General features: G+C 67.7%; 20 protein-coding genes and 1 pseudogene. 18 read left to right on the forward strand and 3 right to left on the reverse strand.

The window, feature by feature from the left end; genetic code table 11:
• From RMP08_RS06965 to RMP08_RS06985, 5 genes and pseudogenes are all read left to right on the forward strand, one after another.
• Window positions 1-379 (forward strand): annotated as a pseudogene (locus RMP08_RS06965) (hypothetical protein); the annotation flags it as partial.
• Between the two features lie 120 nt (window positions 380-499).
• The gene (locus tag RMP08_RS06970; RefSeq protein WP_310468271.1) at window positions 500-2,524 is read left to right on the forward strand and encodes a calcium-binding protein; all 2,025 of its coding nucleotides are present in this window, start codon (window positions 500-502) and stop codon (window positions 2,522-2,524) included.
• A gap of 64 nt (window positions 2,525-2,588) precedes the next feature.
• A complete protein-coding gene (gene alaS, locus RMP08_RS06975; RefSeq protein WP_310468272.1) occupies window positions 2,589-5,246 on the forward strand; it encodes an alanine--tRNA ligase in 2,658 nt (885 codons plus the stop codon).
• Window positions 5,247-5,387: 141 nt separating this feature from the next.
• A complete protein-coding gene (locus RMP08_RS06980; RefSeq protein WP_310468273.1) occupies window positions 5,388-5,762 on the forward strand; it encodes a DUF559 domain-containing protein in 375 nt (124 codons plus the stop codon).
• Window positions 5,763-6,023: 261 nt separating this feature from the next.
• Entirely contained in the window at window positions 6,024-6,512 is a 489-nt protein-coding gene (locus RMP08_RS06985; protein ID WP_310468274.1) for a hypothetical protein, read from the forward strand.
• A gap of 147 nt (window positions 6,513-6,659) precedes the next feature.
• Here RMP08_RS06985 and RMP08_RS06990 read toward each other — a convergent pair whose 3' ends face one another.
• Entirely contained in the window at window positions 6,660-8,414 is a 1,755-nt protein-coding gene (locus tag RMP08_RS06990; protein WP_310468275.1) for a cation:proton antiporter, read from the reverse strand.
• Between the two features lie 220 nt (window positions 8,415-8,634).
• Between RMP08_RS06990 and RMP08_RS06995 the strand changes: the two genes are divergently transcribed.
• Window positions 8,635-9,816 (forward strand): FAD-dependent oxidoreductase, encoded by a 1,182-nt coding sequence (locus tag RMP08_RS06995; RefSeq protein ID WP_310468317.1) that lies wholly within the window; start codon window positions 8,635-8,637, stop codon window positions 9,814-9,816.
• Here RMP08_RS06995 and RMP08_RS07000 read toward each other — a convergent pair.
• Window positions 9,813-11,042 (reverse strand): NADP-dependent isocitrate dehydrogenase, encoded by a 1,230-nt coding sequence (locus RMP08_RS07000; RefSeq protein ID WP_310468276.1) that lies wholly within the window; start codon window positions 11,040-11,042, stop codon window positions 9,813-9,815. The genes RMP08_RS06995 and RMP08_RS07000 overlap by 4 nt on opposite strands.
• A gap of 109 nt (window positions 11,043-11,151) precedes the next feature.
• Here RMP08_RS07000 and RMP08_RS07005 point away from each other — a divergent pair, with 109 nt between their 5' ends.
• Both RMP08_RS07005 and RMP08_RS07010 read left to right on the forward strand, forming a co-directional pair.
• Complete coding sequence (locus tag RMP08_RS07005) at window positions 11,152-11,883, forward strand: phosphatidylserine decarboxylase (protein ID WP_310468277.1); 732 nt, start codon at window positions 11,152-11,154, stop codon at window positions 11,881-11,883.
• Entirely contained in the window at window positions 11,880-12,671 is a 792-nt protein-coding gene (locus RMP08_RS07010) for a phosphatidylcholine/phosphatidylserine synthase (protein WP_310468278.1), read from the forward strand. Before RMP08_RS07005 ends, RMP08_RS07010 begins: the two co-directional genes overlap by 4 nt.
• Here the strand turns inward: RMP08_RS07010 and RMP08_RS07015 are convergent.
• Window positions 12,613-12,843, reverse strand: coding sequence for a hypothetical protein (locus RMP08_RS07015; RefSeq protein WP_310468279.1), 231 nt, complete (start codon window positions 12,841-12,843; stop codon window positions 12,613-12,615). The genes RMP08_RS07010 and RMP08_RS07015 overlap by 59 nt on opposite strands.
• Before the next feature lie 259 nt (window positions 12,844-13,102).
• Between RMP08_RS07015 and rpsB the strand changes: the two genes are divergently transcribed.
• The 10 genes from rpsB to RMP08_RS07065 all read left to right on the forward strand — a co-directional run bounded on the left by rpsB (window position 13,103) and on the right by RMP08_RS07065 (window position 23,566).
• The gene (gene rpsB, locus RMP08_RS07020) at window positions 13,103-13,858 is read left to right on the forward strand and encodes a 30S ribosomal protein S2 (protein WP_310468280.1); all 756 of its coding nucleotides are present in this window, start codon (window positions 13,103-13,105) and stop codon (window positions 13,856-13,858) included.
• 131 nt (window positions 13,859-13,989) lie between these two features.
• Entirely contained in the window at window positions 13,990-14,934 is a 945-nt protein-coding gene (gene tsf, locus RMP08_RS07025) for a translation elongation factor Ts (protein ID WP_310468281.1), read from the forward strand.
• Between the two features lie 205 nt (window positions 14,935-15,139).
• Window positions 15,140-15,862 carry a UMP kinase gene (gene pyrH / locus RMP08_RS07030; protein WP_310468282.1) on the forward strand — a complete coding sequence of 241 codons (723 nt, stop codon included), beginning with the start codon at window positions 15,140-15,142 and terminating at the stop codon, window positions 15,860-15,862.
• Between the two features lie 3 nt (window positions 15,863-15,865).
• A complete protein-coding gene (gene frr, locus RMP08_RS07035) occupies window positions 15,866-16,426 on the forward strand; it encodes a ribosome recycling factor (protein WP_310468283.1) in 561 nt (186 codons plus the stop codon).
• A 20-nt stretch (window positions 16,427-16,446) separates the two neighbouring features.
• On the forward strand, window positions 16,447-17,181 hold the full coding sequence (gene uppS / locus RMP08_RS07040) for a polyprenyl diphosphate synthase (protein WP_310468318.1): 735 nt from the start codon (window positions 16,447-16,449) through the stop codon (window positions 17,179-17,181).
• Entirely contained in the window at window positions 17,178-17,810 is a 633-nt protein-coding gene (locus RMP08_RS07045) for a phosphatidate cytidylyltransferase (RefSeq protein ID WP_310468284.1), read from the forward strand. Before uppS ends, RMP08_RS07045 begins: the two co-directional genes overlap by 4 nt.
• A complete protein-coding gene (locus RMP08_RS07050) occupies window positions 17,807-18,970 on the forward strand; it encodes a 1-deoxy-D-xylulose-5-phosphate reductoisomerase (protein ID WP_310468285.1) in 1,164 nt (387 codons plus the stop codon). The genes RMP08_RS07045 and RMP08_RS07050 overlap by 4 nt, the downstream gene beginning before the upstream one ends.
• Window positions 18,970-20,100 carry a M50 family metallopeptidase gene (locus RMP08_RS07055; RefSeq protein ID WP_310468286.1) on the forward strand — a complete coding sequence of 377 codons (1,131 nt, stop codon included), beginning with the start codon at window positions 18,970-18,972 and terminating at the stop codon, window positions 20,098-20,100. The genes RMP08_RS07050 and RMP08_RS07055 overlap by 1 nt, the downstream gene beginning before the upstream one ends.
• 74 nt (window positions 20,101-20,174) lie before the next feature.
• Window positions 20,175-22,976 carry an outer membrane protein assembly factor BamA gene (gene bamA, locus RMP08_RS07060; RefSeq protein WP_310468287.1) on the forward strand — a complete coding sequence of 934 codons (2,802 nt, stop codon included), beginning with the start codon at window positions 20,175-20,177 and terminating at the stop codon, window positions 22,974-22,976.
• A 41-nt stretch (window positions 22,977-23,017) separates the two neighbouring features.
• Window positions 23,018-23,566, forward strand: coding sequence for an OmpH family outer membrane protein (locus RMP08_RS07065; protein ID WP_310468288.1), 549 nt, complete (start codon window positions 23,018-23,020; stop codon window positions 23,564-23,566).
• Window positions 23,567-23,573: the final 7 nt, after the last annotated feature.

Raw genomic sequence — 23,573 nt, forward strand, 5'->3', positions numbered from 1 at the left:
CGCCGACACCGTCCTGCTGTCGACCGCGGTGTTCACCGGTATCGCGGCGGGCACGCTGAGCGCGGCGGCATTCCAGCTCGGCACTGCCGCCAACGACGCCGGCGACCGCATCGTCTACGACAGCGCGACGGGACGCATCTATTACGACGCCGATGGCAATGGCGCGGGCGCGCAAGTGCTGTTCGCGCGGGTTACCGCCGGCACCGCGCTGACCGCCGCCGACTTCGTTGCGCAGGCCCCGGCGGCCGAGGCGGCCAAGACCGACGATGTGCCTGCCGGGCTCGACCTGTGGCGCGCCGGGGGCGGAGCGGGCGATGCGTTCGGCGCGATGACGGCGGGCGAGCGCCCGTACCAGCCGCTCGACTATTTCTTTGCCTGAGCGCACGACAGCGCCGAGCCGCGCGGCGCTAACATGCGATCATCCCTGGGACTGCGGCGGCGCGGTCGCGATTCGCCCGGCGATTTGAACCTGTGAGAGGAATTCTTTGTGCCCAGCCAATTGTGGACCGAATCTGCGACATCGGGCGATGACTTCCTGCTCGGCTTCAGCAACGACAGCCTGAGCGGCGGCGATGGCGACGATTTCATCCTCGGCGACAGCAGCGGGCAATACAACACCGGCACGCTGAACTCGCCGCTCTCGCCATACGGCCTGGACAGTTCGACGGCCCCGTGGTCGCTCGACGAGAACCCCTTCATCGCCAACAGCACGACCACCCCGCACACCTCGCTCTACGTGCTCGCCGATGCCGGCCAGATGCACTTCTCGTCGGTCACGGTCGGGGCCGGCCAGACGATCACCATTGATGTCGACTTCGGCTTCCATCCGATCGGCAGCGACACCGACGTCATCATCGACCTCTACGACTCGCTGGGCACCCTGATCGCGTCGAGCGACGATGAGACGCAGAGCCTCGGCGCAGGGGGCAGCGTCTCGGCCTTCGACCCCTACCTCAGCGTGACCAACACCAGCGGCGCCGCGCAGACCGTGGTCATCCGTTTCCGCGAAGCGGACAACGACCTGTTCGAGGGCGGTGAAACCTTCGTCGCCCATGTCTCCGTCAGTGGGCACGCGGTCGCCGCCCCGACCACGATGGGCAATGACACCATCCACGGCGGTGACGGCGACGATACCATCGCCGGGCAGGGCGGGAACGACATCCTGTATGGCGACACCGCAAACGACACCTTGTTCGGCGGCAGCGGCGCCGATTCGCTGGTGGGCGGGGCGGGCAACGATATCCTCGACGGGGGCAGCGGCACCGACGTCGCATATTACGCCGCCGCCGCCGCCGCGGTGACGGTCAACCTCGGCTTGGCGGGCGCACAGAACACGCTCGGAGCGGGAGTCGACACGCTGGTCGCGATTGAGAACGCCACCGGCTCGGCGTTCGCCGACACGCTGGCCGGCAACGCAGCCGCCAACACGCTCAACGGCTACCTCGGCAACGACATCCTGCGCGGGCTCGGCGGCAACGACACATTGCTTGGCGGGGAGGGCGCCGACGCGCTCGACGGCGGGCTCGGCAACGATGTCCTGAACGGCGGCAACGGCGTCGATGTCGCGACCTATTCCGCGGCGACCGCCGCGGTCAGCGTCAACCTCGCTTTGGCCGGGGCGCAGAACACCCTCGGCGCCGGCAGCGATGCGTTGACCGCGGTCGAGAATCTGATCGGCTCGGGCTTCGCCGACACATTGACCGGCAACGCCGGCGCCAACAGCCTCAACGGCTATCTCGGCAACGACATCCTGCGCGGCGCCGCCGGCAACGATTCGCTGATCGGCGGGGAGGGCGCCGACGCGCTCGACGGCGGGCTCGGCAACGATGTCCTGAACGGCGGCAACGGCGTCGACGTCGCGAATTATGCGACGGCGGCGAGCGCGGTCTACGTCAACCTCGGCATCGCCGCCGCGCAGAACACATCGGGCGCCGGCATCGACACGCTGGCCGGGATCGAGAATCTGATCGGCTCGGGTTTCGGCGACGTGCTCACCGGCAGTTCGGGCGCCAACACACTCAACGGCTATCTCGGCAACGACAGCATCAACGGCCGCGGCGGCAACGACACGCTGGTCGGCGGCGCGGGGATCGACATCTTCCAGTTCGACAGCGCGCTCAACGCCGCCACCAACGTCGACACCGTCACCGACTTCGTCGTCGCCGATGATTCCTTCTATTTGTCGCACGACATCTTCACCGGGCTCGGCGGCAGCACGGTCAGCACGGCCGAATTCCAGCTCGGGGCGTCCGCCAACGATGCCGCCGACCGCATCATCTACGACAGCGCGACCGGCCGCATCTATTACGATTCGGACGGCACCGGCGCGGCGGCGCAGGTGCTGTTCGCGCGCGTCACGCCGGGCACCGCGCTGACCCATGAGGATTTCCTCTCGCCATTGCCCGGCGCGGAAACCGCCCAGGCGCCGGTGCACGAGTCGATCGGCGCGCGCCCGTGGCTGGCGCTGGGCTCGGGGTTCAACGCCGCCGTCGCGCTCCATCACCCCGACTATCTCTTCGCGTGAGGCGATTGGCGGAGGCCGGCGCGGCTCCCTTGCCGCACCGCAGCATCCACCGTAAATCGCCGCGATGACCTCGACCAACGACATCCGCCGCGGCTTCCTCGATTATTTCGATGCGCACGGCCATGCGCGGGTCCCGTCGGCGCCGTTGGTCCCCCACAACGACCCCACCCTGATGTTCGTCAACGCCGGCATGGTGCCGTTCAAGAACGTCTTTACCGGCCTCGAAACGCGCCCCTACGTAACCGCCGCCTCGGCCCAAAAATGCGTGCGCGCCGGGGGCAAGCACAACGACCTCGACAATGTCGGCTACACCGCGCGCCACCACACCTTCTTCGAAATGCTCGGCAATTTCTCGTTCGGCGACTATTTCAAGGACCGCGCGATCGAACTCGCATGGACCCTCCTCACCAAGGAATGGGGCCTCGCGCCCGACCGCCTGACGGTCACCGTCTACCATAGCGACGACGACGCCCACGCGCTGTGGAAAAAGATCGCCGGCCTGCCCGACGAGCGCCTGATCCGCATCGCCACCAAGGACAATTTCTGGGCGATGGGCCCCGACGGCCCGTCCGGCCCGTGCTCGGAGATCTTCTTCGACCACGGCGACCATATCCCCGGCGGCCCGCCCGGCAGCCCCGACGAGGACGGCGACCGCTTCGTCGAGATCTGGAACCTGGTGTTCATGCAGTTCCTCCAGGCCAATGACGAAATCGTCTCGGACCTGCCCAAGCCATCGATCGACACCGGAATGGGGCTCGAGCGGATCGCCGCGGTGCTCCAGGGCGTCCACGACAATTACGACACCGACACGTTTCGGGCCCTGATCCACGCCTCGGAAGAACTGACCCGCACCAAGGCCGAGGGCGAGCAACAGGCGTCGCACCGCGTCATCGCCGACCACCTCCGCGCCGCGGGCTTCCTCGTCGCCGACGGCGTGCTCCCCGCCAACGAGGGCCGCGGCTATGTCCTGCGCCGGATCATGCGCCGCGCCATGCGCCACGCGCATTTGTTGGGTGCGAGCGAACCGCTGATGCACCGCCTCGTCCCCGCCTTGGTGGCGGAAATGGGCGCCGCTTACCCCGAGCTGGTGCGCGCCCAGCCGCTGCTCGAGGCGACCCTCGCCCAGGAGGAAACCCGCTTCCGCCAGACCCTCGTCAACGGCCTCAAGCTGCTCGACGAAGCGACCGCCGATCTATCCGAAGGCGGTACCCTCGCCGGCGAGACCGCGTTCAAGCTCTACGACACTTACGGCTTCCCCTACGACCTCACCGAGGACGCCCTGCGCGCGCGCGGCCTCGCCGTCGACCGCACCGGCTTCGACACCGCGATGGCCGCGCAAAAGGCCGCCGCGCGCGCCGCGTGGAAAGGCTCGGGCGACACCGCGTCGGACGATCTGTGGTTCGACCTCGCTGAGGAGTTCGGCGGCACCGAGTTCACCGGTTACTCGGGCCACGAAGGCGAGGGCATGGTGCTCGCGATCGTCAAGGACGGCGCCCGCGCCGAGAGCGCGTCACCAGGCGAAACCGTCCAGCTCCTCCTCAACCAGACGCCGTTCTACGGGGAAAGCGGCGGCCAGGTCGGCGACGCCGGAAAATTGTCTTCACTCAACGGCTTCACCGGCACTGTTGAGGATACATCGAAGCCCCTCGGCAAGCTCCACGCGCTATTGACCAAGGTCGAAAAAGGCGAGCTCAAGCCCGGCGACACCGTCCACCAGATCGTCGATGCCGACCGCCGCGACCGCGTCCGCGCCAACCACAGCGCCACGCACCTGCTCCACGCCGCGCTGCGCCGGCGCCTCGGCGATCACGTCACCCAGAAAGGTAGTTTGGTCGCCCCCGACCGCCTCCGCTTCGACTTCTCGCACCCTTCGGCGCTGTCGCCCGACGACATTTCCGCGATCGAGGCCGACGTCAACGCCCACATCCGCCACAACCAGCCGGTCACCACCCGCCTGATGACCCCCGACGAAGCCATTTCCGCGGGCGCGATGGCGCTGTTCGGCGAGAAATACGGCGACGAAGTCCGCGTCCTGAGCATGGGCCGCGACATCGAGGCCGATTACTCGGTCGAGCTGTGCGGCGGCACCCACGTCAATGCGCTCGGCGACATCCAACTCCTCAAGATCATCTCCGAAAGCGCGGTGTCGTCGGGCGTCCGCCGCATCGAGGCGCTCACCGCCGAGGCCGCGCGGACCTGGCTGGTCGAGCGCGAGACCCGCCTGCGCGAGGCCGCCGCCACCCTAAAGTCCGCCCCCGACGAAGTCCCCGCGCGCGTCGCCGCTTTGGTCGAAACCGCCCGCCGCCTCGAGCGCGAGCTTGCCGACGCCAAGAAAGCGCTCGCGATGGGCGGCGGCGCGGCCAAGACCGAAGCCGCCGGCCCCGAGCAAATCGGCGGCCACGCCTTCCTCGGGCAGGTCGTCGACGGCCTCGACCCCAAGGGCCTGCGCGGCGAAGTCGACGCGATGAAGCAGCGCCTCGGCTCGGGCGTCGCCGCGCTGGTCGCCATCAACGAAGGCCGCGCCAGCGTCGCCGTCGGCGTCACGCAGGACCTCGCGGGTGACGTCAGTGCGGTCGAGCTGGTCAAAGCCGCGGTGACCGCGCTTGGCGGCCAGGGCGGCGGCGGCCGCCCCGACATGGCGCAAGGCGGCGGCCCCGACGGCGACAAGGCGGAAGACGCGCTGCAAGCGGTCAAGGACGCCTTGGCCAAGGTCACAGCCTAAAAATCCTCCCTGCCGCGCAGCGGTGGGGAGGGGGACCATTCCCCGCAGAGGGAATGGTGGAGGGGCCAGCGGAGCCAAAGGGGAGGGTCCAGCGGAGCCAAAGGTGAGGGGCCAGCAGAGCGAATCGAGGAGGCGCTACGAATGAAAGCCACCCCAGCCTCGATGCGCAACGCAAGATTCCTGCGCCGCGCCATGACCCTGCCCGAAGTCCTCCTCTGGCGCCTGCTCCGCCGCTCGCCCAATGGAATCAAGTTCCGCCGCCAATATGCAGTCGGGCCGTACGTCGCGGATTTCTACTGCCCCGCGCGCAAGCTGGTGATCGAGGTCGACGGGTTCGCCCACGCCACCGGCACGCGTGGCGCGCGCGATGAAGTGCGCGACCAATGGCTGGCGGGGCAGGGGCTGGAAGTGATGCGTCTCCCCGCGCGCGAAGTGCTGGCCGATGCCAGCGCCGTGGCGGACGCGCTGCTGCGCTATTGCGGCACCCCCGGCCCCTCCACCCCTCAGCTGCGCTGAGCGGTCCCCCTCCCCACCGTTTCACGGCAGGGAGGACACCCTTTGCCCAAGGTTACACCCTAAAATCCTCCCTGCCGCGCAGCGGTGGGGAGGGGGACCATTCCCCGCAGAGGGAATGGTGGAGGGGCCACCGGAGCCAAAGAGCGGTGGGGACCGTTCCCCGCAGGGGGAATGGTGGAGGGCCCGACAACCGCAAGCAATTGTTCACCGCTCGGCAATAGGATCGCCGCGACCACCGCTCCCGCCGCAGGAACCCAGCTTATGCTCAGCCTGATCTTCGCCGCCGCGCTGCAGGGCCAGCCGGTCGTGATCACCCCCTCGCCGCCGCCGGTCGTGACCGCATCGCGGATCGCCCGCCCCATCGAGCAATCCGCGGTGACCACGCTCCACGTCCGCGTCGCCGTCGCCGGGCGCAGCCTGTTCGACGACACGCTGCGCGTCGGCCAAAACAGCGGCGCGAGCTTTTCGCAAACCCGCAGCGAGGCACCCGCTTTGCCCTGCGCCGGCTCTCGCCCTTATTCGGGCTCGACGCAGAATTCGCTGAACATCCAGCTCTATGCGCGGGACAATTCGCACCAGGGCCCGGGCTATTCGGTCAATGTCAGCTGGCAGCGCCCGGTCGCCGAGCCCGATTGCTCGGGCGAGGGGACGCGCGGGGTCCAGCTCAACCAGACCGTCCCGCTGGCTCCGGGCGAAAGCGTCACCATCCGCGGCGACGCCGGCCTGACGGTCACGCTCACCCGTCCCTGATCGCCCCCGAATTGCGCAACCGCGTCCCGCCGCAACCCATCCGTTCGTCCTGAGCGGAGGCCGCGGGCCGAAGTCGAAGGGCGCACCCACGGCGAACTCCATTAGCCCTTCGACTTCGCTCAGGACGAACGGGTTATCGCGCGCGAACTAGGTATCCCGCAGCCGCTTTCCGCCCAGCCGCGGCTCCACCGTCATCTCCGCCTCGGCCATGATCTCGCTGCGCAGCTGCGAGCGCTTCTCGTGGATGCTGGCGATCACCGGCCCCATCGCCAACCCGAGATCGACCAGCACCGCCTCGGACAATTGCAGCGACGCCTCGACCGTCTCGGGCACCGCGTCGGTCACCCCCGCCTTGTACAGCGCCGCGGCATGCGCGGTGTCGCGCGCGCGGGCGATGATCGCGAGGTCGGGGAATTGTCCGCGCAGGCGCCGCACCAGCCGCGCCACCAGCACCGGATCGTCCATCGTCAGCACGAGCGCAGCGGCGCGGTCGAGATGCAGCCGGTCGACCAGCTCGCCGCGCGCGACATCGCCGAACAGCACCGGGTAATTGCCCTCGCGCGCGGCGATCACGGCATCGACGTCGCTTTCCACCGCGACATACGCCCGGCCGTGCTCGCTCAGCATGTCGGCCACCATCCGCCCGACGCGGCCGAAGCCGAAAATCACCGTGCGCCCCTCCGCCGCCCCGTCGGGCAACGCATCGGCGCCCTCGCGGTCGACCCGCCGCGCCGCCGCGCGCCCGATCATCGCCAGCAGCGGCGTGACGGTCAGCCCGAGCGCGGTGACCGCCTGCCAGAAGCTCGCCGCATCCTGCACGATGACGCCCGCCGCGGCCCCGGCGCCGAGCAGGATCAGCGTGGTCTCGGACGGGCTCGCCATCAGCAGCCCGGTTTCGGCGGCGACCGCCGGGCGCGATCCCGACCAGCGCAGCAGGCTCGCGGTGACCACGGTCTTGATCGCCAGCACGCTGCCGAGCGCGATCAGCAGCGCCGGCCACTGGCGCAGCAGCAGCGGCAAATCGAGCCGCAGCCCGATGGTGATCAGGAACACCCCGAGCGCGAGCCCGCGGAACGGTGCGGTGACCACCTCGACCTCATGGCCATAGTCGGTCTCGGCGATCAGCACTCCCGCGATCAGCCCGCCGAGCAACGGCGACAGCCCGACCCACGCCGTCGCCAGGCTCGACAGGATCACCACCAGCAGGCTGATCGAAAGAAACAGCTCGGGGCTCTTGGTCCGCGCCGCCTGCGCGAACAACGGCGGCAGCAGCAGCCGGCCCGCGACCAGCATCGCCGCGATCATCGCCGCGCCCTGCCACACGACTTCGCCGAGCCCGGCCAGCGCCGCCCCGCCGAGCGTTCCGAACAGGAACAGCAAGGGCACCAGCGCGATGTCCTCGAACAACAGCATGGCGAAGGCGGCGCGGCCGACCGGGCTGGTGGTCCCCGCTATCGGCACCACCAAGGCGGTCGACGACATCGCCAAGGCCAGCCCGAGCACCACCGCCGCCGACGGCGAATTGCCGAGCAGCAGGAGCAGCGCGCCGATCAGCACCGCCGAGCCGAACAATTCGGCCGCGCCGACCCCGAACACCGCTTTTTTCATCGCGGCGAGGCGCTTGAAGCTCAATTCGAGCCCGATCGAGAACAGCAAAAGGACGATTCCGAAATCGGCGACCGGCGCGATTCCCGCGGGGTCGTTAATGCTTACCGCCTGCAGCCACGGATAGGCGTCCGCCAGTCCGCCGAGCAGGTGCGGGCCGGCGACGATGCCGACCAGGATGAAGCCGATCACCGGGTTGATCTTGAACCGCGCGAAGGCGGGGATGACGATCCCGGCGGCGCCGAGGATGGTCAGCGCGTCGGACATCGCGGGGGTGATCGCCATCGGCTCGGCCATGATCCGCGTTGTGGCAGGGCGCGCCGCGCCTGTCACCGAGCGGCGGTGACGATTTCGCTTTCAATGTAGGATTTCGTCTGTCAGCGTTCTTGGCGTCATGACGTCATCATTCGCGCGCACCGCCTGTCCTTGCTCCTAAAGTCGCAAAAATGGTCGCCTGCTACGGGACAATAGGGGCTTTAAGGCCGTGACAGCCCCGGGGTCAGCGCCCACCGACCTCGTGATTGTCGGCGGCGGCCCCGCCGGAGTGATGGCTGGGCTGCTGTTCGCCCGCGCCGGCTGCACCGTCCGCATCCTCGAAAAACACGCCGATTTCTTCCGCGATTTCCGCGGTGACACCGTCCACCCGTCGACCATGGAAATTCTCTCGCAGCTCGGCCTGCTCGAGCGGTTCCTCGAGCGCCCGCACAACCGCATCAACCGCGCCGAGCTGCGCATCGCCGGCCGATTATGGACGATCGGCGACCTCTCGCACCTCGATACCCCCGCGCCGTTCATCGCGATGATGCCGCAGTGGGATTTCCTCGATTTCCTCCGCGATGAAGCTGCGATTTACCCCGGTTTCCACCTCGCGATGGAGCGCGAGGTCGCCGCTTTCGTCGAAGCCGACGGCCGCGTCACAGGCGTCCGCCTGACCGACGGCTCGGAGCTATCGGCGCGGCTGGTGATCGCCGCCGACGGCCGCTCCTCGATCGTGCGGACCATGCTGCCGGTGGAAAGCCTCGGCGCGCCGATGGACGTGTTCTGGTTCCGCCTGCCCAAGGCGGAGAAAAGCGGCGAAGCGCTGCGCGGTTCGGTCCAGACCGGGCGGCTGATCGTGCTGATCGACCGCGGCGACTATTGGCAGTGCGCGTTCCTGATCCCCAAGGGCAAGGCCGACGAATTGAAAGCGCGCGGCATCGCCGCTTTCCGCGAGGAAGTGGCTGAGGCCGAGCCTGGGCTGGCCCAAAGCGCGGAATCGCTGCAGTCGCTCAACGACCTCCACCTTCTGAGCGTGTCGCTCGACCGCCTGATGCGCTGGCACCGTCCCGGGCTGCTGGCGATCGGCGATGCCGCGCATGCGATGTCGCCGATCGGCGGGATCGGCATCAATCTCGCCATCCAGGACGCGGTCGCCGCGGCGAACATCGTCGCCGGGCCGCTGGCCCGGGGCAGGGACGTCGATCCGCTGCTCGCCAAGGTCCAGCATCGCCGGATGTTTCCCACGCGCATGGTCCAGGCCGGGCAAAAGGCCGCGCAGGACCGCATCATCGGGCGCCTGCTGCAGCCGGGCCCGCCGCTGACGCAAGCGCCGCGCATCGTCCGCCTGCTCGACCGCTTGCCCTTATTGCGCCGAATCCCCGGCCGCCTGATCGGCCTCGGCGTGCGGCGGGAGAGGGTGCGCTCGCCGAAAGCCGCCTAAGCGGCGATCCCCTCGGCGGCCATGGCGGTCTCGAGGTTGGCGCGGATCGCCTCGAAGAATTGCTCGGTGGTCATCCACGGCTGGTCGGGGCCGACCAGGATCGCGAGGTCTTTGGTCATCTGCCCCGCCTCGACCGTCTCAACGCACACCCGCTCGAGTGTCTCGGCGAATTTGACCACGTCCGGCGTGTCGTCGAATTTGCCGCGGTACTTGAGCCCGCCGGTCCAGGCGAAGATCGACGCGATCGGGTTGGTCGAGGTCGCCTTGCCCGCCTGGTGCATGCGGTAATGGCGGGTGACGGTGCCGTGCGCCGCCTCGGCCTCGACGGTCTTGCCGTCGGGGGTCATGAGGATCGAGGTCATCAGCCCGAGGCTGCCGAAGCCCTGGGCGACGAGGTCCGACTGGACGTCGCCGTCGTAATTCTTGCACGCCCACACGAAATTGCCGCTCCATTTGAGCGCCGAGGCGACCATGTCGTCGATCAGGCGGTGCTGGTACTCGATCTTGGCGGCGGCGAACTTGTCCTTGAATTCGCCTTCGAACACCTCCTGGAAGATGTCCTTGAAGCGGCCGTCATAGGCCTTGAGGATGGTGTTCTTGGTCGACAGATAGACCGGCCATTTGCGGTTGTAGCCATAGGTCAGGCAGGCGCGGGCGAATTCGCGGATCGAGTCGTCGAGGTTGTACATCCCCATCGCCACCCCGGCGCCCGGATAGTCGAACACCTCATGCTCGACGATTTGGCCGTCCTCGCCGGTCCATTTCATAGTCAACTTGCCCTTGCCCGGGATGAGGAAGTCGGTCGCCTTATACTGGTCGGCAAAGGCGTGGCGGCCGATCACGATCGGGTCGGTCCAGCCGGGGATCAGCCGCGGCACGTTGGCGATCACGATCGGCTCGCGGAACACCACGCCGCCCAAGATGTTACGGATCGTCCCGTTGGGCGATTTCCACATCTGCTTGAGCTTGAATTCCTCGACCCGCGCCTCGTCCGGCGTGATCGTCGCGCATTTCACGCCGACGCCGTACTGCTTGATCGCCTCGGCCGCTTCGACCGTGATCTTGTCCCCGGTCTCGTCGCGCTTCTCGATGCCGAGGTCGAAATAGATCAGGTCGACGTCGAGGTAGGGCTGGATCAGCCGCTCGCGGATCCATTGCCAGATGATCCGCGTCATCTCGTCGCCGTCGAGCTCGACGAGCGGGGTCTTCACCTTGATCTTGGCCATGCGGCGTTCCTGCGAGCATTTGGGAGGTTGGCCCGCGCCTTAAGCAAGCGGCGGGGGCAAGGCAACGGGGCGGTTGTCGCTTCCCGCTTCGCTCTGTTAGGGAGGCGCCATGCCAGCCATCGACAAGCCCGACAGCCAGTTGACCGCGGTCAAATGGCGCTTTCCGTCCGTCCATCCCGAAGGGCGCAAATACGTCCTGATCGCCGCCGCGATCGCATTGTTCGTCTATTTTGTAATCAGCCATTTCTTCGGCTGGCTGCTGATCGGCGTGGCGATCTGGGTCGCCGCTTTCTTCCGCGATCCGATCAGGGTCACCCCGCAGAACCCCAAGCTGATCGTCGCCCCGGCCGACGGGCTGGTGACGATGATAACGCGGGTCGCCGCGCCGCCCGAGCTGGCCGGACCCGACGGGCTCGACGGTCAGTTCACCCGGGTGTCGATTTTCATGAGCGTGTTCGATGTCCACATCAACCGCTCGCCGATCGCGGGCCGGATAACCAAAATCGCCTATGTCCCGGGCAAATTCCTCAATGCCGACCTCGACAAGGCGAGCGAGGACAATGAGCGCCAGCATTTCCTGGTCGAGGGCAAGGACGGCCTCATGATCGGCTTTACCCAGATCGCCGGTCTGGTCGCGCGGCGCATTCTTGCCTTCGTCGCCCAGGGCGACAGCGTGGTTGCCGGCGAGCGCGTCGGGCTGATCCGCTTCGGCAGCCGCGTCGACGTCTATCTGCCCGACGGCACCGGGACGCGCGTGCTGCTCGGCCAGCGCACGATCGCGGGCGAGACCGTACTCGGCGAAATCGGGGTCGATCCGGCGCTCAGCGGGGCCAGCCAGTGACGCCACCCGGGCGGCAAGTCCGCGGCATCCCGCTGCGCGCGCTCGCCCCCAACGCGATCACCGCTTTGGCACTGTGCTTCGGGCTGACCGGAGTGCGGTACGGGATCGGTGGCGACTGGGGTCGCGCGCTGGGCTGCATCATTGTCGCCGGCGTTCTTGACGGGATGGACGGGCGCATCGCGCGGCTGCTGCGCGCCAACAGCAAGTTCGGCGCCGAGCTCGACTCGCTGAGCGACAATATCGCGTTCGGCACCGCGCCCGCGCTGATTCTGTTCCTGTGGTCGCTGCAATCGGCTCCCAAGTTCGGCTGGACGGTGGCGCTGGCGTTGGCGGTGTGCTGCGCGCTGCGCCTGGCGCGCTTTAATGCGCGGATCGATGCCGGGCCGCAGCCGCACAAGGAGGCCGGGTACAATACGGGGGTCCCGGCGCCGGTCGGCGCTGGCCTGGCGTTCGTCCCGCTCTATCTGTGGCTGATCACCGGTAACGATGCTTTCCGCAGCTGGGTGGTGACCATGCCGTGGACCCTGTTTATCGCCGCGCTGATGATCAGCAGCGTTCCAACCTACACCTGGTCGTCGATCCGCATCCGCCGCGAGTGGCGGCTGTTCGCCTTGGCCGGCGTGGCTCTGTTCGGAGCCGCTTTGCTCAACGAGCCGTGGCTGACCTTGCTTGCGATTTCCGTGATCTATCTGGCGATGCTGCCGTTGAGCCTGGCTGGCTACGCCCGCGTCAAGCGGCGGCGCGCAGCTGAGGCTCGGCCCGCAGGGTCCGCTGCTGGCGGGCGCTAACGCGCTGGCGGACCCGCAGCGCGACGGGGGTAGGCTGTATACGCGACGCGAGCGAGCGCCCGGCTAGCGCAGCGGCGATCTTCGCAAAATTGCCGTCGAGCGTGTCGGCAAGGGCGACGACGACCAGCCACAGCGTGGCGAGAAAGATGAGTGTGGCAAGCGCTGCGATCATTGTCGGTCTTCCCTTATTGAGGCGCTGAACCCGCTGAGTCCTGGTTTGTTCCGGGACGGCTGCGAGTGGCTCGGTTTAGCGGGACAATGTTCTCTTTATGTTCTCGCTTGTCAAGCGGGTCCGTCCGGTCGCCCCTTGAACCCCGCCGCGTCCTCGGCTAGAGGCGCGGCCATCCCACAGGCGGGTCTACATAAACCGGTGCCGGTCGCATGACCGGTCGCTCGGACCCGCCGAGGTTAAACCGGAAGGAGACTATCCTATGGCGACTGTTGTCGTCACGATGCAGCAATTGCTCGAGGCCGGAGCGCACTTCGGCCACCAAACCCATCGCTGGAACCCGCGGATGAAGCCGTATATTTTCGGCGACCGCAACGGCGTCCACATCATCGACTTGTCGCAGAGCGTGCCGCTGTTCGCGCGCGCCCTCGACTTCGTCCAGCAGAGCGTCGCGCGCGGCGGCAAGGTGCTGTTCGTCGGCACCAAGCGCCAGGCGCAGGACGCGGTCGCCGCGGCGGCCGCTGCGAGTGGCCAGCATTTCGTCAACCACCGCTGGCTCGGCGGCATGCTGACCAACTGGAAGACCATCTCCAACTCGATCAAGCGCCTCAAGAGCCTCGAAGAGCAATTGAGCGGCGACACCGCCGGCCTGACCAAGAAGGAAGTCCTCCAGCTGACCCGCGAGCGCGACAAGCTCGAGAAGTCGCTGGGCGGCATCCGCGACATGGGCGGCCTGCCCGACGTCATGTTCGTGATCGATTCGAACAAGGAAGAGCTGGCGATCAAGGAAGCCAATGTGCTCGGTATCCCGGTCGTCGCGATCCTCGATTCGAACAGCGACCCGCAGGGCATCGCCTTCCCGGTCCCCGGCAACGACGACGCCAGCCGCGCCATCCGCCTCTATTGCGAGTCGGTGGCCGAGGCCGCCACCGCCGGCCGCTCGGGCAACGCCCAGGCGCGCGGCGAAGACATCGGCGCGATGGCCGAGCCGCCGGTCGAGGCCGCGCTCGAGGCTTAGTCTGCTTCCTCCCCTCCCGCTCGCGGGAGGGGATCGAGGGGAGGGCCTGCCTTGCAAGGCGTCCAGCCCCTCACGACATTCCCTCCCCCAGCCCCTCCCGCCAGCGGGAGGGGGGCAAAAAGGAAAATTGAATGGCTGAGATCACGGCCGCTGCGGTCAAGGAACTGCGCGAGCGCACCGGCGCCGGCATGATGGATTGCAAGAAGGCGCTGGCCGAAAACCAGGGCGAGATGGAAGCGTCGGTCGATTGGCTGCGCGCCAAGGGCCTCGCTGCAGCCGCCAAGAAGGCCGGCCGCACCGCCGCCGAAGGCCTCGTCGGGGTTGCCGTCGAGGGCACCAAGGGCGCGGTCGTCGAAGTCAATTCGGAAACCGATTTCGTCGCCAAGAACGAGCAGTTCCAGGACTTCGTTCGCACCGTGTCGAAGCTTGCGTTGACGACCGGCGACGATGTCGCCGCGCTCAACGACACCGCGTTCCCGGCCGGCGGCACCGTCGCCGAGGCGCTGACCAACAATATCGCCACGATCGGCGAGAACCAGTCGCTGCGCCGCGCCGCGCTGCTCGAAGTCGGGCAGGGCGCGGTGGTGTCCTACGTCCACAACGCGGTCGCGCCGGGCCTCGGCAAGATCGGCGTGCTGGTCGCGCTCGAGAGCGCCGCGTCGGGCGACGCGGTGCAGGCGCTCGGCAAGCAATTGGCGATGCACATCGCGGCCGCCAACCCGCTGGCGCTCGACGCCGCGTCGCTCGACCCCGCTTTGGTCGAGCGCGAGCGCGGCATCGCGATGGAAAAGGCCAAGGAAAGCGGCAAGGCGCCCGCGATCGTCGAGAAGATGGTCGAGGGCGGGCTCGCCAAGTTCCGCAAGGACAATGCCCTGCTGTCGCAATTGTTCGTGATCGACGGCAAGACCCCGGTCGCCGACGTCGTCGCCGCCGCCGGCAAGGATGCCGGAGCGGACATCGCGTTGAAGGGCTTCGTCCGCTTCCAGCTCGGTGAGGGCATCGAGAAGAAGGAAAGCGACTTCGCCGCCGAAGTCGCGGCCGCTGCCGGCACCAACAAAGCCGAGCCGGTCGCCTGAGCTGCTTCCTCCCTGCGATTTCGCGGGGAGGGGGACCATCCGCAGGATGGTGGAAGGGACCTCCGGAGCAACCAGAACCCCTCCGTCAGCCTGCGGCTGCCACCTCTCCGCCAAAAGTCGGGGAGGATGCTCGCTTGGCAACGGGGCGGGTGCGCCATAGAAGCGCGCTCGCCCCTTTGCATATCGACCAAGGACACGCGCCCGCATGACCCGTCCCCGCTTCAACCGCATCCTCTTGAAGCTGTCGGGCGAGGCTTTGATGGGGACCAGCCAGTTCGGCATCGATCCCGCCGCGGTCGCCGGGCTCGCGGGGGAGATCGCCGCGGCTAAGGGACAGGGGCATGAACTGTGCCTGGTGGTCGGCGGCGGCAACATTTTTCGCGGGATGGCGGCGGCGGCCAAGGGCTTCGACCGCGCCAATGCCGATTACATGGGAATGCTGGCGACGGTGATGAACGCACTGGCGCTGCAGAACGCGCTGGAAAAGCAGGGCGTCGACACCCGCGTCCAGTCGGCGATCCCGATGGCCAGCGTGAGCGAGCCGTACATCCGCCGCCGCGCATTGAGGCACATCGAGAAGGGCCGCATCGTGCTGTTCGCCGCGGGCACCGGCAATCCCTATTTCACCACCGACACCGCGGCCGCCTTGCGCGCCGCGGAGATGGGATGCGACGCCTTGTTCAAGGGCACCAGCGTGGACGGCGTGTACACCGCAGATCCCAAGCTCGACCCCACGGCGACGCGCTTCGACACCTTAAGCTACGACCGCGTGCTGGGCGACAATCTGAAGGTAATGGACGCCGCCGCGGTGGCTTTGTGCCGCGACAATAATATCCCGATCGTCGTGTTCAACGTGCGCCAGCCGGGCAACCTCGCCGAGGTGCTGGCCGGGCGCGGAACCGCGACGGTGGTTCAGAACGGAGACTGACAAATGCCTGCAACGATGGACAAAGCCGATCTGCAACGCCGCATGCACGGCGCGGTCGAGGCGTTGAAGCACGATCTCGCCGGCTTGCGTACGGGGCGTGCCTCGACCGCTTTGCTCGATCCGGTCAATGTCGAAGTTTACGGAGCGACCATGCCGCTCAACCAGGTCGCCACGGTGTCGGTGCCCGAAGCGCGGATGATCTCGGTGCAGGTGTGGGACAAATCGAACGTCCAGCCGGTCGAGAAAGCGATCCGCTCGGCGGGGCTCGGGTTGAACCCGATCACCGACGGCCAGATGATCCGCCTGCCGATCCCCGATCTGACCGAGGAGCGGCGCAAGGAGCTCGCCAAGCTGGTCGGCCAATATGCCGAGAAGGCGCGGATCGCGGTGCGCAACGTCCGCCGCGACGGGATGGAGCATCTGAAGACCGACGAGAAGAAGCACCAGATCAGCGAGGACGAGCACAAGCGGCTCGGCACCGAGGTTCAGAAGCTGACCGACGACACCATCCGCGAGATCGATGCTGTTGCCGATGGCAAGGAAGCGGAAATCCTCGGCAAGTGAAGGTGCCCCAAAAACCGTTCATGTCGAGCGCAGTCGAGACACGCCCCTCGACGTCGCTCGGGACGAACGGAGGTGGTGACGGCCCCCGCCACGTCGCGATCATCATGGACGGCAACGGCCGCTGGGCGGCGCAGCGCGGGCTGCCGCGGGTGGCTGGCCATCGCGCCGGGGCCGAGGCGGTGCGCAAGACGCTGCGCGCCGCGGCCGAGCACCAGGTCGAGGTGCTTACACTGTATGCGTTCTCGTCCGAGAATTGGCGGCGGCCGGAAGAAGAGGTCAGCGACCTCAAGGGACTGCTCGGTTATTATCTCGAGCGCGAGCTCGATGCGCTGGACAAGGAAGGCGTCCGCCTGCGGTTGATCGGGGATTATCGCGCGTTCGGGCCCGAACTGGTCGCGCGGCTCGACAAAGCGGTCGAGCGACTGTCCGGAAACAGCCGGCTGACGCTGGTCGTCGCGCTGAATTACGGCGCCCGCGCCGAACTGGTCGCGGCCGCGAAGAGCCTGGCGGGCCAGCCGGCGGAAGCGATCGATGAGGCCGCGTTCGCGGCCGCGCTCGACACCGCCGGCCTGCCCGAGCTCGACCTTCTCATCCGCACCTCGGGCGAAGTGCGGCTGTCCAATTTCCTGTTGTGGCAGGCGGCTTATGCCGAATTGCTGTTCGTGCCGACGCTGTGGCCCGACTTCGATGAGGCGTGCTTCGCTGCCGCGCTGGGCGAATTTTCCGCCCGCCAGCGCCGTTTCGGTGGCCGGTGAACGACCTCATCACCCGCAGCCTGACCGGCGCCGCGCTGATCTTGCTGGCGCTGATGGCGGCGGTGGTCGGCGGCTATTTCTTCGCCATCCTGGTCGCCGCCGCGGCGACCGCGGTGTTCTACGAATGGATGCAGCTGGTGCGCGGCAAGGGCGCGGCGTGGAGCATCGGCGGGTTCGTCTATGCGCTGTTGCCCGCGCTGGCGCTGCTGTGGATCCGCGACCGCGCCGATAACGGGCTGGGGCTGGTGCTGTGGGTGTTCATCGTCACCTGGGCGACCGACATCGGCGGCTATTTCGTCGGCCGCGCCTTCGGCAAGCGCAAGCTGGCGCCGGCGATCAGCCCGGGTAAGACCTGGGCCGGGCTGTACGGCGGAATGGCGGCGGCGGCGCTGCTCGGCGGCGGCTGGGTGCTGTATGCGGGGCTCGACCGCGCGCTGTTTGCGCTGGCGCCGCTGTTCGCGATCGCCGCGCAGGGCGGGGACCTGTTCGAAAGCTGGCTCAAGCGCCGCGCGGGGGTCAAGGATTCGGGCGACATGCTGCCCGGGCACGGCGGGGTGTTCGACCGCCTCGATGGATTGCTGCCGGTGGCGCTGCTGACCGGCATTGCGGTGATTGCGGGCGCGGTATGAGGCGCACGGTTTCGATTCTGGGCGTGACCGGCTCGGTGGGGAGCTCGACGCTTGATCTGATCGAGCGCGCGCCCGAGCGGTTCGAAGTGGTGGCGCTGACCGCGGCGAGCAATGTCGCGGCGCTCGCCGACGCGGCGTTGCGCACCAATGCCACGCTCGCGGTGATCGCGGACGAAGCAAAGCTCGGCGAGTTGCGCGAGCGGCTGACGGGGAGCGGGTGCACTGCCGCGACCGGGGACGAGGCGCTGCTCGAGGCCGCGGCGGGCGGGGCCGAGTGGGTGATGGCGGCGATCGTCGGCTGCGCCGGGCTGCGGCCGGTGATGGCGGCGCTCGAGGCCGGGCGCACGGTGGCGCTGGCGAACAAGGAAGCGTTGGTCAGCGCGGGCGCGCTGATGACCGACGTGGCGGCCCGCTCCAACGCCGTTCTGCTGCCGGTGGACAGCGAACATAACGCTATTTTCCAGTGCCTTGCTGGAAGCAGGAGCGAAGACGTCTCAAGGTTGCTGTTGACCGCCAGCGGGGGGCCGTTCCGCACGTCGAGCGAGGCTGAGATGCGCGCCGCGACCCCGGCCCAGGCGGTGGCTCATCCCAATTGGTCGATGGGCGCCAAGATCTCGGTCGATTCGGCGACGCTGATGAACAAGGGGCTGGAGCTGATCGAGGCACACCATTTGTTCGGGCTGCCGTCGTCGCGGATCGACATCGTGATCCACCCCCAGTCGGTAATCCATTCGCTGGTCGAGTTCGTCGACGGCTCGATGCTCGCCCAGCTCGGCGCGCCCGACATGCGGGTGCCGATCGCCTATGCGCTGGCGTGGCCCGAGCGGATGGCGACGCCGGCCGAGCGGCTCGACCTCGCGGCGATCGCCCGGCTCGACTTCGCGGCGCCCGACCCGGTGCGCTTCCCGGCGCTGCGCCTGGCGCGCGAGGCACTGGAAGCGGGCGGCACCGCGCCGGCCGTGCTCAATGCCGCCAACGAAGCCGCGGTGGCGGCCTTCCTGGGCGGCGCGATCGGCTTCGCCGACATCGCGGAACTGGTTGCAAAGGCGCTCGAAAACGCCGAGAGCGCCCCGCCGCGCTCGATCGACGAGGTGATGGCCATAGACGGCTCGGCGCGCGCCCGCGTCGGCGCTCTGATTTCCGAAGGCTGCTGCACCTGATGCTTGCCCAACCGCCCCTGTGGTTCATCCTCGTCGCGTTCATCGCGGCCTTGGGGCCGTTGGTGTTCATCCACGAGCTGGGCCATTACCTCGTGGCGCGCTGGTTCGGGGTCGGCGCCGAAACCTTTTCGATCGGTTTCGGCAAGGAAATCGCCGGGTGGAACGACCGCCGCGGCACGCGGTGGAAGATCGGCGCGATCCCATTGGGCGGGTACGTCCGCTTCGTCGGCGACGAGGACGGGGCGAGCCAGCCGGCCGACCAGCAGGCGCTGAGTCCCGAGGATCGCGCCCGCAGCTTCCATTTGAAGCCGGTGTGGCAGCGCTTTTTGATCGTGCTCGCCGGCCCGCTCGCCAACTTTCTGCTGGCGATCCTGATTTTCGCCGCGTTTTTTGCAGCACTCGGCGTACCGCGTACGCCCAATGTGGTGGGCTCGATCCAGCCCGGCAGCGTCGCCCAGCAGGTCGGCCTGGCCCCGGGCGACCGTATTACCGAGATCGCCGGGCAGGACGTCGCCAGCTTCGAGGATTTGCGCCGGATCGTGGTGTTGCGCCCGGGCGAGCAGGTGCTGATCCGGCTCGAGCGCGACGGTGCGCCGCGCCAGGTCGAGGCCAGGCTCGGCGTGCACTCGGAGCGCGATGAATTCGGCCAGACCTTTCGCACCGGACTGCTCGGCGTGATGGCCAGCGAGCGGGTGATGGAACGCATCCCGCCGCTCGAGCTGATACCCGCGGCGACCTCCTATACGGTCGGGCTGACGCGCTCGATGATTGACGGCCTGGCGCAGATCATCACCGGGCGGCGCTCGACCGATGACTTGGGCGGGCCGCTCAAGATGGCGCAGATTGCCGGCCAGCAAGCCAGCCTCGGCCTGTTCGAATTCATCCAGCTGCTCGCGATCTTTTCAATTAATCTGGGATTCATCAACCTCTTGCCAGTCCCCATGCTGGATGGCGGACACCTCGTTTTCTACGCCGTCGAGGCGGTCCGCCGGCGGCCGGTCAGCGTGAAGGCGCAGGACTGGGCATTTCGAGGCGGCCTCGCGCTGCTCCTCGCTTTGCTCGTCTTCACCACGGTCAACGACCTGGATTCGTTCGGGCTATGGGAGCGGCTTGGGCGCTTGATTGGCTAGAGCGCTTGGGGCAGGGGGACAACCTATCGCGGCACGCCTGGCGGCCGGCGAAATTCACAAAGGGCGGGAACAGCGTGATTTCAGGAACGAAGACCAACGGCAAGCGCACGGGAGCGATCCTCCTGGTCGGCACGATCCTGGGCGGCTGGTCCGCGCCGCTATTGGCTCAGGACGCGACCGTCCCCGCGACCGAAGCTCCGGCCACCGAAGCGCCCGCCGCTGACGCCCCCGCCACCGAAGCTCCCGCCACCGAAGCCCCCGCGACCGAAGCGCCCGCCGACCAGCTCGCCCCCGCGCCGGCCGAGCCAGCGCCGGCCCCGGCCGAAACCGCGGCGCCGGCGACTGCCCCGGCAACCACGCCGGCAACCACCACGCCTCCCGCCGCGCAGACGGTGTCGCTGACCGCCGCTCCGCGCTCGGGGACCATCCGCTCGATCGCGGTGCGCGGCCACGAGCGCCTCGAGCCCGAGACCGTGCGCTCCTACGCCAACCTCGCGCCAGGCCAGGAGTACACCGCCGAGACGCTGGATACGGCGCTCAAGGCGCTCTACGCGACCGAGCTGTTCGCCGATGTCACCATCACCGGCGCCGAGACCGGCGATATCGTCGTCAACGTGCGCGAGAACCCGGTCATCAACCGCATCGTGCTCGAGGGCAACAAGCGGCTGAAGTCGGACAAGATCCTGCCCGAGATCAAGCTTGCGCCGCGCCAGATCTTCACGCGCTCCAAGGCGCGTGCCGATGTCGAGCGGATTATCGAACTGTACAAGCGCCAGGGCCGGTTCGCGGCGCGCGTCGAGCCCAAGACGGTCCAGCTCGACCAGAACCGCGTCGACCTCGTGTTCGAGATCTACGAAGGCGACAAATCGCGCGTGCGCGGCATCAACATCATCGGCAACGAGGCGTTCGGCGACGACCGCCTGCGCAAGGAGATGTACACGCGCCAGGCCGGCGGCTTCCTCGGCTTCATGAAGTCCAACGACAGCTACGACCCCGATCGCCTGGCGGCCGACCAGCAGAAGCTCCGGGCCTATTATTTGACCCAGGGCTATGCCGATTTCCGCGTCGTCTCGGCGCTTGCCGAGCTGACCCCCGACCGCCGCGACTTCGTCATCACCTACGTCGTGGAGGAAGGCGAACGCTACAAGTTCGGCGCGATCGAGGCCGAAAGCGAGCTGCGCGACCTGACCGCCGAGCGGATCAAGACGATGCTCAAGATCGAGCCGGGCAGCTGGTTCGATGCCAAGAAGGTCGAAGACGCCGTGACCGGCCTCAACGAGGTCGCGGGCGGCCTCGGCTACGCATTCGCCGACATTTCGCCGTCCTACGATCGCGACGCCGAGAAGCGCCTGATGAACATCACGTTCCGGGTCGGCGACACCCCGCGCGTCTACGTCGAGCGGATCGACATCCAGGGCAATACGGTGACCCGCGACAAGGTCATCCGCCGCGAGTTTCGCTTGAACGAGGGCGACGCGTTCAACGCGATCAAGATTAAGCGCAGCCAGGACCGCATCCAGTCACTTGGCTATTTCCAGGAGAAACTGGAAATCAAGCAGACCGAGGGCTCGGGCCCCGACCGCGTCGTGCTGGGCCTCGACCTCGAGGAGAAATCGACCGGCCAGCTGCAGTTGTCGGCAGGCTACTCGAGCCTCGAGAAGTTCCTCGTCAACGTCGCCATCGAGCAGAACAATTTCCGCGGCATGGGCCAAAGCCTGAGCGCCGCGATCAATTACTCGCGCTACTCGAAGGGCGTGCAGCTGGGCTTCATGGAGCCGCACCTGTTCGACCGCAACATCCTGCTCGGGGGCGAAATATACCGCCGCGACTACAACAGCTTCAACTTCGTCGGCGGCGAGCGCAACACGACCTATTCGCAGACCAGCACCGGGATGGCGACGCGGCTCGGCTTCCCGATCACCGAGTTCATCACCTTCGGCACCCGCTATTCGTTCGTGCAAGACAAGATCACGCTCGACAAGGACCTGTTCTACACCGATCCGGACGGCAACGGGCCGCTCGACGAACAGTGCGACCCGGTGCGCGCCGGCACCTATTTGTGCGATGAAATCGGCAAGCGGATCACGTCGACCGTCGGCTTCTCGATCGCCTATGACGACACCAACAGCATCCGCCCGACACGGGGCCAGCGCGGCGTGCTGTCGCAGGATTTCGCGGGGCTTGGCGGCGACGTTAAATATATCCGCACGCGGATCGACGGGACCAAGTATTTCTCGTTCGGCAGCGGGTGGATTTTCTCCGCGCACGGCGAGGGCGGGATCATCCAGGCGCTGCAGAAGTCGCCGGGGCCCGGGCGCGACGCAATTCGCATCACCGATCGCTTTTTCGGGCCGCAACTGCGCGGGTTCGATATCCGCGGCATCGGTCCGCGGGTGCGGCGCGTGCCCTACGACATCGAGGGCGAGCTGACCTCGAACACCAAGCAGGTCAGCGATGCGCTCGGCGGGCGCGCCTACTACATGGGCCGGCTCGAGCTTGAGGTGCCGGTCAGCGCGTCGATCCGCAACCTCGGCCTGCGCCCGTCCGCGTTCGTCGATGTCGGCTCGGTGTTCATGCTCAAGCAGCCGCGGCTGACCGACGTCGTCGGCACCTGCGTCCCGACCAGCACCACCACCGGTGGCAGCATCATCATTCTCGAGCCCGGCGAGGACTGCCCGGCGGTCGGCTACACGCGCTCGCCCGGGTACAAGGAATTCTATCTCGGCGATTCCGGGCGGCCGCGGTTGTCGGTCGGGATCGGCTTCAACTGGACTTCACCGTTCGGGCCATTGCGCATCGACCTTGCCAAGGCGCTGCTCAAGCAGGACGGCGACGACACCAAGCTCTTCAGCTTCAACGTAGGAACCCAATTCTGATGCGAAACATTATCCTTATCAGTGCACTAGCTGCCACCGCTGTGGCGCTTCCTTCGGTCGCTTCGGCGCAGCGCGCGCCGGCCGCGGTGATCGTCGTGGTCGACACCGACCGCGTCTATCGCGAATGCACCGCGTGCCGCACCGCCCAGACCAGCCTGCAAGGCCAGGTCACCGCGCTCCAGACCCGCCAGCAGACGCTCGCCAACGGCCTGCGCCCCGAGGGCACCGCGATCCAGAACGCGATCACCGCGCTCGCCGGCAAGGCGCCTGACGCCGCGCTGCGCGCCCGCGTCGACGCGTTCCAGAAGCGCCAGGAAACGGCCAACCAGGAGCTCGGCCGCGCCCAGCAGAATTTGCAGTCGGTCCAGGCCAATGTCCTGCGCCAGATCAACGAGCGGCTGAACCCGGCGATCAACCAGGTGATGACCGCGCGCGGCGCCAACCTCGCGGTCGATACGGACGCCACGCTGGCTCGCTCGCAGGGCCTCGACGTCACCGCCGACGTGCTGGCGGCGCTCAACCGCACTTTGCCGTCGGTCAGCCTGACCCCGCTGCCGCAGGCGCAGCAGCAGACCACCCCGGGCCGGTGAACGAGGC

The organism is Sphingomonas sp., assembly GCF_031426035.1.
GTDB lineage: Bacteria > Pseudomonadota > Alphaproteobacteria > Sphingomonadales > Sphingomonadaceae > Sphingomicrobium.

What these genes read in the sequence shown, in the direction of transcription:
- alaS (WP_310468272.1), top strand. Translation starts at nt 2,589, where the DNA reads ATGACCTCGACCAACGACATCCGCCGCGGCTTCCTCGATTATTTCGAT.
- RMP08_RS06980 (WP_310468273.1), top strand. Translation starts at nt 5,388, where the DNA reads ATGAAAGCCACCCCAGCCTCGATGCGCAACGCAAGATTCCTGCGCCGC.
- RMP08_RS06985 (WP_310468274.1), top strand. Translation starts at nt 6,024, where the DNA reads ATGCTCAGCCTGATCTTCGCCGCCGCGCTGCAGGGCCAGCCGGTCGTG.
- RMP08_RS06990 (WP_310468275.1), bottom strand. Translation starts at nt 8,414, where the DNA reads ATGGCCGAGCCGATGGCGATCACCCCCGCGATGTCCGACGCGCTGACC.
- RMP08_RS07000 (WP_310468276.1), bottom strand. Translation starts at nt 11,042, where the DNA reads ATGGCCAAGATCAAGGTGAAGACCCCGCTCGTCGAGCTCGACGGCGAC.
- RMP08_RS07005 (WP_310468277.1), top strand. Translation starts at nt 11,152, where the DNA reads ATGCCAGCCATCGACAAGCCCGACAGCCAGTTGACCGCGGTCAAATGG.
- RMP08_RS07015 (WP_310468279.1), bottom strand. Translation starts at nt 12,843, where the DNA reads ATGATCGCAGCGCTTGCCACACTCATCTTTCTCGCCACGCTGTGGCTG.
- rpsB (WP_310468280.1), top strand. Translation starts at nt 13,103, where the DNA reads ATGGCGACTGTTGTCGTCACGATGCAGCAATTGCTCGAGGCCGGAGCG.
- tsf (WP_310468281.1), top strand. Translation starts at nt 13,990, where the DNA reads ATGGCTGAGATCACGGCCGCTGCGGTCAAGGAACTGCGCGAGCGCACC.
- pyrH (WP_310468282.1), top strand. Translation starts at nt 15,140, where the DNA reads ATGACCCGTCCCCGCTTCAACCGCATCCTCTTGAAGCTGTCGGGCGAG.
- frr (WP_310468283.1), top strand. Translation starts at nt 15,866, where the DNA reads ATGCCTGCAACGATGGACAAAGCCGATCTGCAACGCCGCATGCACGGC.
- uppS (WP_310468318.1), top strand. Translation starts at nt 16,447, where the DNA reads ATGTCGAGCGCAGTCGAGACACGCCCCTCGACGTCGCTCGGGACGAAC.
- RMP08_RS07050 (WP_310468285.1), top strand. Translation starts at nt 17,807, where the DNA reads ATGAGGCGCACGGTTTCGATTCTGGGCGTGACCGGCTCGGTGGGGAGC.
- RMP08_RS07055 (WP_310468286.1), top strand. Translation starts at nt 18,970, where the DNA reads ATGCTTGCCCAACCGCCCCTGTGGTTCATCCTCGTCGCGTTCATCGCG.